This window comes from Micromonospora sp. Llam0, assembly GCF_003751085.1.
In the GTDB taxonomy this organism is placed as follows: Bacteria; Actinomycetota; Actinomycetes; order Mycobacteriales; family Micromonosporaceae; genus Micromonospora_E.
Map to the genome: position 1 here is coordinate 4,388,642 of NZ_RJJY01000001.1, position 14,883 is coordinate 4,403,524.

At 72.9% G+C, this 14,883-nt stretch carries 13 protein-coding genes; 4 read left to right on the forward strand and 9 right to left on the reverse strand.

What is annotated here, in order from left to right; all coding sequences use genetic code 11:
- Positions 1 to 45: 45 nt before the first annotated feature.
- Positions 46 to 1,671, forward strand: coding sequence for a glycoside hydrolase family 43 protein (locus tag EDC02_RS19190; protein WP_123603157.1), 1,626 nt, complete (start codon positions 46 to 48; stop codon positions 1,669 to 1,671).
- A gap of 13 nt (positions 1,672 to 1,684) precedes the next feature.
- Here the strand turns inward: EDC02_RS19190 and fabG are convergent, their stop codons facing one another.
- The 5 genes from fabG to EDC02_RS19215 form a co-directional block, all read right to left on the reverse strand.
- On the reverse strand, positions 1,685 to 2,443 hold the full coding sequence (gene fabG / locus EDC02_RS19195) for a 3-oxoacyl-ACP reductase FabG (RefSeq protein WP_123603158.1): 759 nt from the start codon (positions 2,441 to 2,443) through the stop codon (positions 1,685 to 1,687).
- A gap of 98 nt (positions 2,444 to 2,541) precedes the next feature.
- Positions 2,542 to 3,816: an MFS transporter gene (locus tag EDC02_RS19200; RefSeq protein WP_123603159.1), complete on the reverse strand. Its 1,275-nt coding sequence runs from the start codon at positions 3,814 to 3,816 to the stop codon at positions 2,542 to 2,544.
- A 46-nt stretch (positions 3,817 to 3,862) separates the two neighbouring features.
- Positions 3,863 to 4,138: a ubiquitin-like small modifier protein 1 gene (locus EDC02_RS19205; protein ID WP_123604943.1), complete on the reverse strand. Its 276-nt coding sequence runs from the start codon at positions 4,136 to 4,138 to the stop codon at positions 3,863 to 3,865.
- A gap of 1 nt (position 4,139) precedes the next feature.
- Positions 4,140 to 5,240, reverse strand: coding sequence for a sialidase family protein (locus EDC02_RS19210; RefSeq protein WP_123603160.1), 1,101 nt, complete (start codon positions 5,238 to 5,240; stop codon positions 4,140 to 4,142).
- 114 nt (positions 5,241 to 5,354) lie between these two features.
- Complete coding sequence (locus EDC02_RS19215) at positions 5,355 to 5,885, reverse strand: hypothetical protein (protein ID WP_123603161.1); 531 nt, start codon at positions 5,883 to 5,885, stop codon at positions 5,355 to 5,357.
- 346 nt (positions 5,886 to 6,231) lie between these two features.
- Here EDC02_RS19215 and metH point away from each other — a divergent pair, with 346 nt between their 5' ends.
- Positions 6,232 to 9,879: a methionine synthase gene (gene metH, locus EDC02_RS19220; RefSeq protein ID WP_233606414.1), complete on the forward strand. Its 3,648-nt coding sequence runs from the start codon at positions 6,232 to 6,234 to the stop codon at positions 9,877 to 9,879.
- Positions 9,880 to 9,906: 27 nt separating this feature from the next.
- On the opposite strand, the gene EDC02_RS19225 is transcribed toward metH, so the two are convergent.
- From EDC02_RS19225 to EDC02_RS19235, 3 genes are all read right to left on the reverse strand, one after another.
- Positions 9,907 to 10,797 (reverse strand): hypothetical protein, encoded by an 891-nt coding sequence (locus tag EDC02_RS19225; protein WP_123603163.1) that lies wholly within the window; start codon positions 10,795 to 10,797, stop codon positions 9,907 to 9,909.
- A gap of 38 nt (positions 10,798 to 10,835) precedes the next feature.
- A complete protein-coding gene (locus tag EDC02_RS19230) occupies positions 10,836 to 11,753 on the reverse strand; it encodes a phosphatase PAP2 family protein (protein WP_123603164.1) in 918 nt (305 codons plus the stop codon).
- Positions 11,754 to 11,824: 71 nt separating this feature from the next.
- A complete protein-coding gene (locus EDC02_RS19235; protein ID WP_123603165.1) occupies positions 11,825 to 12,427 on the reverse strand; it encodes a hypothetical protein in 603 nt (200 codons plus the stop codon).
- A 114-nt stretch (positions 12,428 to 12,541) separates the two neighbouring features.
- Between EDC02_RS19235 and EDC02_RS19240 the strand changes: the two genes are divergently transcribed.
- Positions 12,542 to 13,813, forward strand: a complete 1,272-nt coding sequence (locus tag EDC02_RS19240; RefSeq protein WP_123603166.1) for a GNAT family N-acetyltransferase — start codon at positions 12,542 to 12,544, stop codon at positions 13,811 to 13,813.
- Positions 13,814 to 13,836: 23 nt separating this feature from the next.
- Positions 13,837 to 14,304, forward strand: coding sequence for a hypothetical protein (locus EDC02_RS19245; protein ID WP_123603167.1), 468 nt, complete (start codon positions 13,837 to 13,839; stop codon positions 14,302 to 14,304).
- Positions 14,305 to 14,362: 58 nt separating this feature from the next.
- Here EDC02_RS19245 and EDC02_RS19250 read toward each other — a convergent pair whose 3' ends face one another.
- Positions 14,363 to 14,830, reverse strand: coding sequence for a ribose-5-phosphate isomerase (locus EDC02_RS19250; RefSeq protein WP_123603168.1), 468 nt, complete (start codon positions 14,828 to 14,830; stop codon positions 14,363 to 14,365).
- Between the last annotated feature and the right edge of the window lie 53 nt (positions 14,831 to 14,883).

Consider the following 14,883-nt stretch of genomic DNA (forward strand, 5'->3'; position numbering starts at 1 on the left):
GGAAAACTGCCGAAGCTTTCGAGAGCCAAGCCCGGAGGACCACCGATGCCGACCGACACGACCGACGTGGCCACCTCGGCCCGGGTCATCACCAACCCCGTGCTGCGCGGGTTCTACCCCGACCCGTCGGTGCTGCGCGTCGGCGACGACTACTACCTGGCCACGTCGACCTTCGAGTGGTACCCGGGAGTGACCCTGCACCACTCACGGGACCTGGTGCACTGGCGCCCGCTCGACGGGATCCTCACCGAACGACGGCTGCTGGACCTGACCGGCGCCGGAGACTCGTGCGGGGTGTGGGCGCCCGACCTGACGTACGCGCACGGCCTGTTCCACCTGGTCTACAGTGACGTCGCCAGCTTCGCCAGCGGCTACTGGGACCCGCAGAACTACCTGATCACCGCCCCGTCGATCGACGGCCCGTGGTCCGACCCGGTGCCGCTGCACGCTCACGGCTTCGACGCGTCGCTGTTCCACGACGACGACGGCAGCACCTGGCTGCTGGCGATGACCGCCGACTGGCGGCCGGGCCGCGACCGGTTCGGCGGCATCGAGATCCAGCGCTACGACCGCGACGCCCGGCGGCTGGTCGGCGACGCGGTCACCATCTTCACCGGTACCCCGACCGGGCTCACCGAAGGACCGCACATCTACCGGCACGACGGGTGGTACTACCTGGTCACCGCGGAGGGCGGCACCAGCTGGGAACATCAGGTGACCGTCGCCCGGTCCCGCGCCCTGCTCGGTCCGTACGAGGCCGACCCGCAGGGGCCGATGCTCACCTCGGTCGGCCGCCCCGAACTGACCCTGCAGAAGGCCGGGCACGGCAGCCTGGTGCGGACCCAGCGTGGCGAGTGGTACCTGGCCCACCTGGTCGGCCGGCCCTACACCCCACTGGGGCGGTGCGTCCTCGGCCGGGAAACCGCGATCCAGCGGGTCGACTGGTCCGCCGACGGCTGGCCGCGGGTCGCCGGTCAGATCCCGGCCGAGCAGGTGCCCGCCCCCGACCTGCCGGCGCACCCCTGGCCCGCCGAGCCGTCCACCGACCACTTCGACGCCGCGACCCTCGGCCCGCGCTGGTCGACCCTGCGCCGACCGGCCGGGCCGGACTGGACCGACCTGACCAGCCGTCCGTCACACCTGCGGATCGTCGGCGGACAGTCCCCGGTCGGACGGCAACGCCCCAGCCTGGTCGCCCGCCGGGTGACCGCACCGAACTGCGTCTTCGAGACGCTCGTCGAGTTCCGCGCGGCCACCCCCCGCCAGCTCGCCGGGGTGACCGGCTACTACAACACCGAGAACTGGCACTACGCCTACCTGACCCGCACCGACGACGGTCGCCAGGAGCTGCAGCTGCTCAGCTGCGACAGCGGCCGCCGGCAGGCCTACCCGCAGGTCAGCGTCGACGTCACCGACGTCGCGCGGCTCGGGCTGCGAGTGGTGTTCGACGGCCCGGTGCTGCGGTTTGGCTACCACCGGGGCGACCACTGGCGCGAGCTGCCGGTCGAACTCGACGCCACCATCCTGTCCGACGAGTACGCCGCTCGGATGACCGACGGCGAGCCGGAGGCCTGGGGCTTCACCGGCGCGTTCGTCGGGCTGTGGGTGCAGGACATCGGCAACGACGGCGGGTACGCCGACTTCGACCACGCCACCTACCGGGAGCTGTGACCGGCGGGCCGGCTCACCGGGCACCACCGTTGACGTACAGCGTCTGGCCGCTGACGTAGGACGCGTCGTCGCTGGCCAGGAAGGCGATGACCGCGGCGATCTCGGCCGGCTGGCCGACCCGGCGCAGCGGCGTCCGCTCCGCGACCTGCCGGCGGTGCTCGTCCGGATCGACCCCGATCCGGGCGGCCACCGCGGCGGTCATCGACGTCGCCACGAAGCCGGGTGCGACCGCGTTCACGTTGATGTCGTACGGCCCCAGCTCGATCGCCAGGGTGGCGGTGAGCCCCTGCACGCCGGCCTTGGCGGCGGCGTAGTTGACCTGGCCACGGTTGCCCAGCGCGGACCGGCTGCTCAGGTTGACGATCTTGCCGTAGCGGGCCGGCACCATGTGCGGCTGCGCCGCCCGACAGCAGTGGAACATGCTGGACAGATTGGTGCGCAGCACCGCGTCCCAGTCGTCGGCCGGCATCCGGAACAGCAGGTTGTCCCGGGTGATCCCGGCGTTGTTGACCAGGATGTCGAGCCGCCCGTGGTCGGTCACCACCCGGTCGACCATCGCGTCGACGGCGACCGGGTCGGTCACGTCACAGCCGACCGCGATCGCGCTGCCGCCGGCCGCGACGATCTCGTCGACCACCGGACCGGCCCGCTCGGCGGTCAGGTCGACCACCGCCACCGTGGCGCCCTCGGCGGCCAACCGCCGGGCGGTGGCGGCCCCGATACCCTGCGCGGCTCCGGTGACCAGGGCGACCCGGTCGGCGAATCTGTCCATCGAAGCGACTCCTCGGCGCTGGGGGAACCGGCGGGGGGTGTTCGCCGGTGCGGACCCTCGGGTCGGCGCAGACCATTGTGCCGGTGCCGGAGGTCCGCTCACGGAGTGGGATCCCGGGCGTCGTAGTGGGCGAACGTCGGCTGGTGGCGGGCCAGCGCCGCCAGCACCGCCAGGCAGGCCAGGCCACCGGCGACCGCCGCGACCGCTTCACCAGTCAGCTGCGCGGTGGTGCCGAGCACCAACTGGCCCAGCTGCGGACCACCGGCGACCACCACGATGAACACCCCCTGCAGCCGACCGCGCAGCGCGTCCGGCGTCGCCGCCTGCAGGATCGTCATCCGGAACACCGAGCTGACCGCGTCCGCCGCGCCGGCCAGCAGCAGCACCGCCACCGCCGCCCAGAGCAGCGGATGCGCGCCACCGCCCGGCGCCGGCCCCGGCGCCGCCACCACGATCAGCCCGAACACGGTGATCGCCACCGCCCAGCCGGCCACCGACACCAGGACAGCCAGACCCTGCCGACGGACCGCACCCAGCGGCCCGGAGAGCAGACTCGCCGCCATGGTGCCGAGGGCGATGCCGGCGGTGAGCAGCCCCACCGTGGTGGCCCCGCCGCCGAGCGCGGTCGCGCCGATCGCCGGGAACAGCACCCGGGGCATGGCCAGCACCATCGCCGCCAGGTCGACCAGGAACGTCATCCGCACGTTCGGCCGGGTGCCGAGGAAGCGCAGGCCCTCCCAGACCGAGGCGAGCCCGGCCCGGCGGACCTCGCCCTCCGGTGGGATCGACGGCAACGCCACCAGGGTGGCCAGGGCCACCGCCACCAACCCCACCTCGATCAGATAGGTCCCGGGGTAGCCCCACCAGCCGACCAGCACCCCGGCCAGCAGCGGACCCAGCGTGTGGGACACCCCCATGGACAGGTTGGACAGGGCGTTAGCCGCCGGCAGCAGACCGATCGGCAGCAGCCTCGGCACGATCGCGGTCCGGGCCGGGTTGTTGATCGCGAACAGCCCGTTCTGCGCCGCGACCAGGCCGTACAGTAGCCCGACGCTGCCGACGTCGAACAGCGCCTGCCCGGTGAAACCCACCCCGACCAGCAACAGGCCGGTGGAGGTGGCGACCACCACCCGTCGCCGGTCGTACGCGTCGACCACCGCGCCGCCGTACAGGCCCAGCGCCACCAGCGGCACCAGCGCGAAGAACCCGACCAGGCCGACGTTGAACGTGGAGCCGGTGAGGTCGTAGACCTGCAGACCGACGGCCACCGTGGTCAGGCTGGTGCCGATGCCGGACAGCGAGGCACCGAGCCACATTCGGCGGTACGGCGCGCTGGCCCGCAACGGGCCGAGGTCGATCAGGAGACTGGGCACAAGTGGATCATGCCCCGCGCCGCCGCCCGGAATGACGTGTGCCGGATCACCCGCCGGCGACCGAGGGAATCACCTGCACCTGGGCGCCGGCCGGGACCGGGGTGTCCAGGCCGCCGCTGTGCCGATGGTCGGCACCGTCGACGTAGACGTTCACGTACCGCCGGATCTGGCCCTGCTCGTCGCGGATCCGGCGGGCGAGTCGCGGCCAGCGGCGGGTCACCTCGTCGAGGACCGCCCGCAGCGTGCCGTCGGCGTCGACGGTGAGCCGGGCCTGCCCACCGCTGTCCGCCCGCAGCGCGCCCGGCACCAGCAGCGTCACCACGTCACACCACCGCGGCCCGGACACAGAGCACGTCGGGCAGACCGGTGGCGACCGGCTGCCAGGAGTCGCCCTCGTCACGGCTGGCGAACACGTCGCCGCTGCGGGTGCCGAAGTAGACCCCGGCGGTCGGCGCGTCGTCGGTGGTCAGCGCGTCGCGCAGCACCGCCGGATAGTACGGGTGCTGCGGCAGGCCGGCGGTGAGCGGCTGCCAGGTGGCACCGGCGTCGGCGGACCGGAACACCCGGCACCGGTCGTCGACCGGGAACCTCCGCGAGTCGGCGACCAGCGGGAACGTGTAGATCACCCCGGACCGGTGCGGGTGGGCGGCGATCGGGAAGCCGAAGTCGCTGGGCAGGCCGTCGGCGATCGACGACCAGGTGGTGCCGGCGTCGTCGGAGCGGTAGACACCGTGGTGGTTCTGTGCGTACAGCCGGTCCGGGTCGACGGCGTCCCGGGCCACCTTGTGCACGCACTGGCCGAACTCGGGCCACTCGTCGGGCAGGAAGTACGCGCGGATGCCGGTGTTGCCGGGTGCCCAGCTCGCCCCGGCGTCGGCGGAGCGGTAGACGCCGCCGGTGGACATGGCGACCAGCAGGGCCGCCGGGTCGCGCGGGTCGGGCAGGACGGTGTGGATCGCCTGGCCGCCGAAGCCGGCCTCCCACTGCGGCCGGTGCGGGTGCTCCCACAGCGGCCGGACCAGTTCGAAGCTGGCACCGCCGTCGGTCGACCGGAACAGCGCCGAGGGTTGGCTGCCGGCGTACACCACGTCGGGCTCGGCGGCCGACGCCGGTGCGAGCTGCCAGACCCGCTCCAGGGTGGCCCCGGTGTCGGCCGGGAAGGCGACCGGCGGCTGCTCCGGCTCGGACCAGGTGCGCCCGAGGTCGTCGCTGGTCGCGACGCTGGGCCCGTAGTGCGAACTGGCCACCGAGGCGAGCAGCCGGGGCGCCGCCCGGCGTTTGTCGATCGCCACCGCGTACACCGCCGTCATCGCGAAGTGCGGGCCGCTGACCTGCCAGCCGCGCCGGTCGTCGGTGCTGGTCGCGAGGAACAGACCCTTCTCCGTGCCGATCGCGAGCAGCGCCCCGGCATTCGGTGTCCCCATCGATCCCCTCCTGGTCACCTCTGGTCACCGGCCGGCGACGTCGCCGGCCCGAACCGGAGTATGCCGAGGCGGACCGACAATTCAGGTCAGGTCAGCGGGGTGGCGAGCACGGCGTCAGTCGGGATCGGTCGAGCGGGCGAAGCCGTACCGCTCGGCATGGTCGGGATCGGCCGGGTCGATCTGGCGCAGCCCTTCGTCGGCCAACCGCTTGTTGATCTCGTCGAGGTGGTCGCGGACCAGCCGGGCCTCCTCGCCGGTGGTCTTGCCGCGGTGCGGTTTGCCGGCGTGCTCCAACGTCGCGTAGTCGACCCGCTCGGCGGCCTTGCGGCCGGTTTTGGCCGGCTTGACCCGCTCGGCGGTACGCAGCAGCTGGGCCATCGGCACGTCGGTGGCGAGCGAGTCGAACTCGCTGGCGGTCAGTACCACCCGACGCGGTTCGCCGTCGCCCTGCCCGTCGTGGATCTCCACGACGGCGACGTCGAGCGCCGCGTCGTCGATGCTCTCCACCTCGTCCTGCCGGGCCTCCAGCCGCACCGGACCGGCGACCAGGTCGGGATGTTCGAGGACGACGATCCGCACCAGCTCGTCCGCCGAGTCCAGCACGGCACCACTGAAATCGGAGACGTACACCGTCTTCCTGCCCATGTCGAAACATCTCCCGTCGGTCCGGATGGCTGCCGGCGTCCGCTGGCGGCGGAGCCGGTCACCGAAGCTACCCGACAGGTGTGCGAAGACCGCAACAGCCGGGCCACGGGTGTGTCCGACCGGGCCGGCTAGAATCACCCGGGTGCCCGGAGCGGGCCACGGGTAGGATCACCACAAGGTCGAGAGGCGCTGCGACGGGCCGCGAGAAGCCCGCCACGCTCGGCCACGATCACGGCCCCTGATCGGGCGTGACCACCAGACAAGGGCGCCTCCGAGCTACCAGCGGAGGTGTCAGGTGAAGCATTTGTCACGCGCCGGCGACAGCGAGCGGGCGCTGCGGGAGTTGCTGAGTCAGCGGATCGCGGTGCTCGACGGCGCCTGGGGCACCATGCTGCAGGGCGCCGGTCTCACCCCGGCCGACTACCGTGGCGACCGGTTCGGCGACCACCCCCGGGACGTCACCGGCGACCCTGACCTGCTCAACCTGACCCGCCCGGACGTGATCCTCGACGTACACCGGCAGTATCTGGCCGCCGGCGCGGACATCACCACCACCAACACGTTCACCGCGACCAGCATCGCCCAGGCCGACTACGGGCTGGAGGCGTACGTGCCGGAGATGAACCTGCGCGGCGCGCAGCTGGCCCGGCAGGCGGCCGACGAGTTCGGCGGCCGGTTCGTGGCCGGCTCGGTCGGCCCGCTCAACGTCACGCTGTCGCTGTCGCCCCGGGTGGAGGATCCGGCCTACCGCGCCGTCACCTTCGACCGGGTCAAGGCGACCTACGCCGAGCAGCTGGTGGCGCTCGCCGAGGGCGGCGTCGACCTGCTGCTCATCGAGACGATCTTCGACACGTTGAACGCGAAGGCGGCGATCGCGGCGGCCCGCGAGGTGGTGCCGCAGCTGCCGCTGTGGATCTCGGTGACCATCGTCGACCTGTCCGGGCGGACCCTGTCCGGGCAGACCGTCGAGGCGTTCTGGCGCTCCGTCGAGCACGCCCGGCCGCTGGTCGTCGGGGTGAACTGCTCGCTCGGCGCCGAGGAGATGCGCCCGCACGTGGCCGAGCTGGCCCGCGTCTCGGACAGCTATGTCGCCTCCCACCCGAACGCCGGTCTGCCGAACGCGTTCGGCGGCTACGACCAGACCCCCGACGAGACCGGCGCGATGCTGGCCGACTTCGCCGACAGCGGCATGGTCAACCTGGTCGGCGGCTGCTGCGGCACCACCCCCGCGCACATCACCCGGATCGCCGAGTCGGTCGCCGGGAAGGTGCCGCGGCCGGTGCCGCAGCCGGCACGGACCAGCCGGTTCAGCGGGCTGGAGCCGTTCGAGATCGGCCCGGACACCGGGTTCGTGATGATCGGTGAGCGGACCAACGTGACCGGTTCGGCGAGGTTCCGCCGGCTGATCGAGGCCGGCGACTTCCAGGCCGCCGTGGACGTGGCGCTGGACCAGGTCCGGGGCGGGGCGAACCTGCTCGACGTCAACATGGACGCCGATCTGCTCGACAGCGAGCAGGCGATGGTGACCTTCCTCAATCTGATCGCCACCGAGCCCGAGGTGGCCCGGATTCCGATCATGATCGACAGCTCGCGGTGGAGCGTGCTGGAGGCCGGCCTCAAGTGCGTACAGGGCAAGGCCGTGGTCAACTCGATCAGCCTGAAGGAGGGCGAGGAGGTCTTCCTCGACCAGGCCCGCAAAATCCGCGAGTACGGGGCCGGAGCGGTGGTGATGGCCTTCGACGAGCAGGGCCAGGCCGACACCACCCAACGCAAGGTCGACATCTGCGCCCGCGCGTACGACCTGCTCACCGGGAAGGCCGGGTTCGACCCCACCGACATCATCTTCGACCCGAACGTGCTGGCCGTCGCCACCGGGATCAGCGAACACAACGGGTACGCGAAGGCGTTCATCGACGCGCTGCCGCTGATCAAGCAGCGCTGCCCGGGTGCCCGCACCAGCGGCGGCATCTCCAACCTGTCGTTCTCGTTCCGCGGCAACGACGTGGTCCGCGAGGCGATGCATTCGGCGTTCCTGCTGCACGCCGTGCGGGCCGGGCTGGACATGGGCATCGTCAACGCCGGGCAGCTCGCCGTCTACCAGGACATCCCGGCCGACCTGCTGGAGCTGGTCGAGGACGTACTGTTCGACCGCCGCCCGGACGCCACCGACCGGCTGGTGACGTTCGCCGGCACCGTCTCCGGCTCCGGCACGAAGCGCGCCGTCGATCTGTCCTGGCGGGACGCCCCGGTCGCCGACCGGCTGTCGCACGCGCTGGTGCACGGCATCGTCGACTTCATCGAGGCCGACACCGAGGAGGCCCGCCAGCTGGCGGCCCGGCCGCTCGACGTGATCGAGGGGCCGTTGATGGACGGCATGAAGGTCGTCGGTGACCTGTTCGGCTCGGGCAAGATGTTCCTGCCGCAGGTGGTCAAGAGCGCCCGGGTGATGAAACGGTCGGTGGCCTACCTGGAGCCGTTCCTGGAGGCGGAGAAGGAACAGGCCCGGCAGGACGCCGCCAACGCACCGGCCGGGCAGGAGTCCACCGCCGACAGCGGCGGGGAACGCGGGCCGGGCACCGTGGTGCTGGCCACCGTCAAGGGCGACGTGCACGACATCGGCAAGAACATCGTCGGGGTGGTGCTGGGCTGCAACAACTACCGGGTCATCGACCTCGGGGTGATGGTGCCGGCCGCGAAGATCCTGGACACCGCGGTCGCCGAGAACGCCGACGCGGTCGGGCTGTCCGGTCTGATCACCCCGTCGCTGGACGAGATGGTCACCGTCGCCGGCGAGATGCAGCGGCGCGGGCTGAAACTGCCGCTGCTGATCGGTGGGGCCACCACCTCCCGGCAGCACACCGCGGTGCGGATCGCACCGGCGTACGACGGGAGCACCGTGCACGTGCTCGACGCGTCCCGGGTGGTCGGGGTGGTCTCCGACCTGCTCAGCGCCGACCGGGTGGAGCAGTTCGACAGCGACAACCGGGCCGAGCAGGACCGGCTGCGCGAGCAGCACACCAACCGGCGGCAGCCGCTGCTCACCCTCGCCCAGGCCCGGGCCAACGCGGAGCCGGTGTCCTTCGACGATCTGCCGGTGCCGGCGTTCACCGGCGTACGGTACGTCGAGCCCGGCCTCGACGAGCTGCGGCCGATGATCGACTGGCAGTTCCTCTTCCTCGCCTGGGAGCTCAAGGGCAAGTACCCGGCGATCCTGGACCAGCCGGTCGCCCGCGAACTGTTCGACGACGCCAACACGATGCTCGACCAGATCATCGCCGACGGTTCGTTGCGGGCGCACGGCGTCTACGGCTTCTGGCCGGCCCACTCCGAGGGCGACGACCTGGTCATCGCCGCCAGCAAGGCCGACCCGCCGGGCGGCGGCACCGACACCGACCAGCCGGTACGGATCCCGATGCTGCGCCAGCAGACCACCAAACCCGCCGGGCGGCCGAACCGCTGCCTCGCCGACTACGTGGCACCGGCCGGAGACCATCTCGGCGGCTTCGCGGTAGCCGTGCACGGCGCGGAGGAACTGGCCGCCGGGTACGAGGCCGCCCAGGACGACTACCGGGCGATCATGGTGAAGGCGTTGGCGGACCGGCTGGCCGAGGCGTTCGCCGAGCACCTGCACCTGCGGGCCCGACGGGACTGGTACGAGCCGGACGCCGACCCGGACGTGGCCGACCTGCACGCCGAGCGGTTCCGCGGCATCCGACCGGCGCTGGGCTACCCGGCCAGCCCGGACCACAGCGAGAAGTGGCAGTTGTTCGACCTGCTGGACGCCGGGCGGGCCGGCATCGAGCTGACCGAGTCCGGGGCGATGACCCCGGCGGCCAGCGTCAGCGGCCTGCTCTTCGCCCACCCGGCGTCGCGCTACTTCACCATCGGGCGGATCGGCCGGGACCAGGCCGAGGACTACGCGGCCCGGCGTGGGATGCCGCTCGCCGAGGTGGAGCGCTGGCTGCGCCCCAACCTCGGCTACGAGACCGACTGAAACCGCGCCGCGCCGGCTGGGGAGGAATCAGCCCGCAGCGGTGAGGTCCGAGCAGTCCGTCTCGTCCGGCAGCAGCGGGCGCAGGGTCACCGTCCACCGCTTACCCGCCGACGTCCACGGGGTGGCGGTGGTCGCGTCCGCCGCTGCGGAGCGCAGCTTCTCCAGCGCCTCCCCGGTGACCGTCACGCAGCCGAGGTCGAGCGTCTCGGACAGCGGCTCGCCGGGCAGTTCCGGGCCGGGCCACGCCACCTCCGGCTGGCTGGCGTCGACGGTCTCGTCGACCGCCACCCACGGCTCGGCGACCGCGGCGATCGCGTGCGCGACGTACGGCTCGGAGTCCTCCGGTGCCGCGCCGACCCCGCCGGACAGCTCGCTGAGCGAGTCGGCGAAGTCCCGCAGCTTGTCCCGGGCGGCGATCTGCTCGTCGGTCAGCCCGGCGTCACCGGAAGCGTCGTCGGACAACGCGTACACCTCGAGTTGCTCGACGCCGTTGTCGGTCAGCACGGTGAACCGGGTCGACGTCGCATCGGCCACCGGCGGCCGGCCCAGGTCCTGCTCGGTGCCGACCCCGGCGGCCAGCGCCTGCTTGACCAGCTCGTCGACCTGCTCCGCGCTGATCGTCTGGACCTGCAGGTTCGGCATGGCCGGACCGGGATAGACCAGGATGGTGGGGCCCTGGGTGATCACCCGGCCGTCGGCGTACACGCTGACCACCGGCAGCCGGGTCAGCAGCATCGACGGCATGGTGAAACCGCCGGTGTGGTCCACCCGTAGGACCAGCGTGTCGGCCGGCAGCGACGACCCGCCGGCGGTGCCGTCGGTGGACGAGTCGGTGCCCGGGTTCTGTCCGCACGCGGCGGTGAGCAGCAACAGGGAGGCGGCGGTGGCCGCCGCCCGTACGCCTCGAAAAATCGTCATGTCTGCTGAGACGTCGCTCGATCCCGATCGGTTCCACCTCAACCGGTTCCGGTCCCGCCGGCCGGATCCGGGCCGGTGGACGCCGGGGCCGGTACGGCGTAGCCGGCGGTCCCCAGCACCAGGGCCATGGTGACCGCCGCCGTGCCGGCGATCCCCGCCGCGCTGCCCGCGTACGCCACGAACAGCCGCCGACGGCTCAGCGCCTCCAGCGGCAGCCCGGTCACCTGGTCGGTCACCGCCATCGCGGCCCCGGCCGCCGCCAGCAGTCCGACCCCGGCGAGCAGCAGCAGCGCCAGTGACATCGGGTGGTGTCCGCTCGGGCGCAGCTCGTCGTCCGGCGACCGGGCCAGCGTGAGCGCGAGCATCCCGGCCGCCGCCCACCCTCCGACGACCAGCAGCGCCGCCACCGCGTCGCTGGGCCGGTGCCAGCCGGCGGACAGGGTGGCCACCCCGGCGGCCGCCGCGTAGCCGGCACCGGCGAGGGCGCCGATGCCGCGCAGTGCCGCCGGCAGCACCAGGACCAGCGCCACCGCGACCGAGGCGGCGACCGTGGTGTGCCCGCTGGGCAGGCTGTTGGCCGGGTTCGCGTCGACCGGGTCGACCCCGATCGACGGCCGGGCGACGGCGTACTTGACCCACTGGGTGGTCAGGTTGGAGCCGGCGATCACCCCGGTGGCGACCACCGCCAGCAGCACCCGGCCCCGGATCAGCGCGATGAACCCGATCACCCCGGTGGCCAGGGCGAGCGAGGCCACCGACACCACACCGAGCACCGTGCTCGCCGGCCCGTACGCCTCGTCCTGGCCGATCGAGTTGCCGGTCAGCGCGATGGTGTCCAGCCACTGGCCGCGCCAGGTCCGCACGAAGACCCACCAGACCACGCCGAAGGCAGCGATCAGGCCGGCGGCCAGCAGAAGGCACCAGACGCCCAGGAGCACCGCGCCGCGACTGCGCATGCCGTCACGGTAGCCGCCCGGCCCGGCTCCCGCGCTCGGTCAGACCGTAGGAACCTCAGAGCGTCAGAACTTCAGAACCAACCAGTGAACCAGTTCCAGACGCTGACCACCCATTCGGTCTGCCGCAGGTAGGCGAACCCGACGACGATCAGGTACGCCGCGGTGACCATGTGCGAAACGCGGGCACCGTGCCGGACCCGGCCCAGCTGGCGTTCCAGCACCACCCGGCCGATCACCCGGCACAGCGCGAACAGACCCGCCCCGACCAGCATCGTAAGCACGAAGGTCAGCACCGGGCTGGCCAGGTTCCCCCGGGCGGAGATGGCCCAGACCCCCCAACAGACGAAGGCGAACAGACCGCCCAGCGCGCTCCACTCGCCACCGCGACGCAGCTGGGCGAGCTGCTGGCTCAGCGATGGCCGGGGCGGTCGGATCCGGCCGTCCGACCAGCCGGGTCCGGCCTCGGACGGCCAGCCCGTGCCGGTCGGCTCGTGCGGTGCGGTGAACTCGGCGGTCGGCGGCGGCCCGCCCCGACCGACCTGCGCCACTCCACGCCGGAAAAGGCCGACGACGCCCGGTGCCGTCGGCTGGTCCGCGCCCGGTGCGCCGGGAGCCGTACGCTGCGGCGGCACCTCCACGGTCCGCTCAGCCCAGGGTGTATGCCGATCTGCCATGTTTCCTCCCCACGGGTGCGGGCGGACCCCCGTACCATTTAGACGCTCACATCCGAGGGTAGCGAGCCGACAAATGGGTCGCCGACCCTGCCACCGATCGGTTAGACAGGGTGGATGGATGCACTGCTTCCGATCCGGGCCGGCGTGCCGCAGGACTTCGACCCAGTGATGGAGCTGCTGCTGGCGGCCTTCCACCAGAACCCGGACCCGGACCTGCACCACGTCGAGCAGGGCGTCTTCGAGCCGGACCGGTCGCTGGTGGTCACCGACGGCGACCGGGTGGTTGGGCACGCGGGGGCGTACACCAGGGAGTTGACCGTGCCCGGCGCGGTGCTGCCCGCCGCCCACGTCACCCTGGTCGCGGTCGCCCCGACCGACCGTCGGCGCGGGCTGCTGACCCGGCTGATGCACCGCCAGCTGCGCCAACTGCGCGACGGCGGCGAACCGGTCGCGGTGCTGTGGGCCAGCGAGGGCCGCATCTACCCGCGGTACGGCTACGGAATGGCCGCCCAGCGGCTGGAGCTGGATGTCGACCTGCGGGAAACCCGGGTGCTCGACCCGGCCGGCCCTGGCGCGGGTGCCGACCCGTCCGCTGGCCCTGGCATCGGCCCTGGCGTCGGGTCGCTACGCGTCGGCGACCCCGGGCAGCTGCGGCCCGACCTGGCGGCGGTGTACGAGCGGCTGCGCCCCGGTCGCCCCGGCTGGTCCGGCCGAAACGACCGATGGTGGCGGTACGTGCTGGCCGACAGCCCGGCCCGCCAGTCCGGGCAGACCGCGCTGCGGGTGGTGCTGCACGACGGTCCGACCGGCCCGGACGGCTACGCCCTGTGGCGCACGGTCAGCGACTGGGACGCCCGTGGGCCGAAGGGCCGGGTACGGGTGATCGAGGCGGTGGCCGGCAGCGTCGACGCATACCGGGCCCTGTGGCGGTTCCTCACCGGCATCGACCTCAGCCGGGCGCTCTCCTTCCGGTTCGCGACGCTGGACGAGCCGCTGTTCCAGCTGGTCGACGAGCCCCGGCAACTCGGTGCCGCGCTCGCCGACAGCCTCTGGGTGCGGCTGGTCGACGTCGCGGCGGCACTGTCCGCCCGCCGGTACGCCGCCGGAGTCGACGTGGTGGTCGACGTCACCGATCCGCTGCTGCCGGAGAACTCCGGCCGCTGGCGACTGACCGGCGACCGGGAACAGGCCCGCTGCGTACCCACCGACGAGCCGGCGGACCTGGCCTGCGGGGTGGCCGACCTGGCGGCGGTGTACCTGGGCGGCCCGTCGCTGCGGTCGCTGGCCGACGCCGGCCGGGTACGCGAGCTGCGCCACGGTGCGGTGGCCGAGGCCAACACCGCGTTCGGCTGGGACCGTGCCCCCGCCGGCATCGAGATCTTCTGAGCCGGTCGCGGTACGGTCGGCGGATGGCGGACTTCGAACGGCGCAGGCGACGGCACCGGCACGGCGCCCCGACGGAACGCCCCGACAGCGGACCAGCCAGCGCCAGCACCACCGAGGTGCACGACCCGGAACAGGACAGCACGCCGGAACAGGACAGCACGCCGGTGCCGGGGCCGCGCCCGCAGTCACCGGGGCCGCGTGCTCCGGAGCCGTCGCAGCGCGTCCCGGAGCCACCGCCGACGCACCGTCAGCGCCGGCAGCCGTCGGGCCGTTCCGCCGGCAGCGGGTCCGGCGGCGACGACCGGGACGCCGACCGTGGCCTGCGCGGACTGGTCGGTTCCGGCACCTCGCAGGTCAGCATCTCCGCGGCGCTGCGGGCGCGGGACGCGTCCCGCCCCTGCGAGGACGACCTCGCCAGGGCCGAGGAGACCCTGACCATCGTCCGCCGACACTGGGTGCCCCGGGAGGAACTGCCCCGTCGGGAGCGGTGAACCGGCCGGTCCCCCGCGACCCACCGGACACCGGAAGGTGCCGCCGCGGCGTCCCGGGTCAGGGCAGCGCGGGCAACTCCCGGTCGACCTCGTACGCGGCGACCTGGGCGATCCGGCGGGCGTGCCGGTCGTTGCCGGAGAAACCGGTGGCCAGGAACGCCTCCACCAGCGTGGTCGCCTCGTCGAGGGTGTGCTGGCGGGCGCCGATCGCGACGACGTTGGCGTCGTTGTGGGTGCGCGCCAGCTGCGCGGTCTCCAGGTTCCAGGCCAGGGCCGCCCGCACCCCGGGCACCTTGTTGGCGGCGATCTGCTCGCCGTTGCCGGAGCCGCCGATCACCACTGCGAGGCTGCCCGGGTCGGCGACCACCCGGGTTCCGGCATGCAGGCAGAACGCCGGGTAGTCGTCGTCCGGGTCGAACTCGTGCGGCCCGACGTCGGTCACCTCGTACCCCTGCTTGGCGAGGTGGTTGACCAGATGCACCTTGAGCTCGTAGCCGGCGTGGTCGGCTGCCAGGTAGACGCGCATACCCGCAGTCTCTCAGCGCCGACAGGTAGGCCGTACAGCCGGGTCAGCCGGTC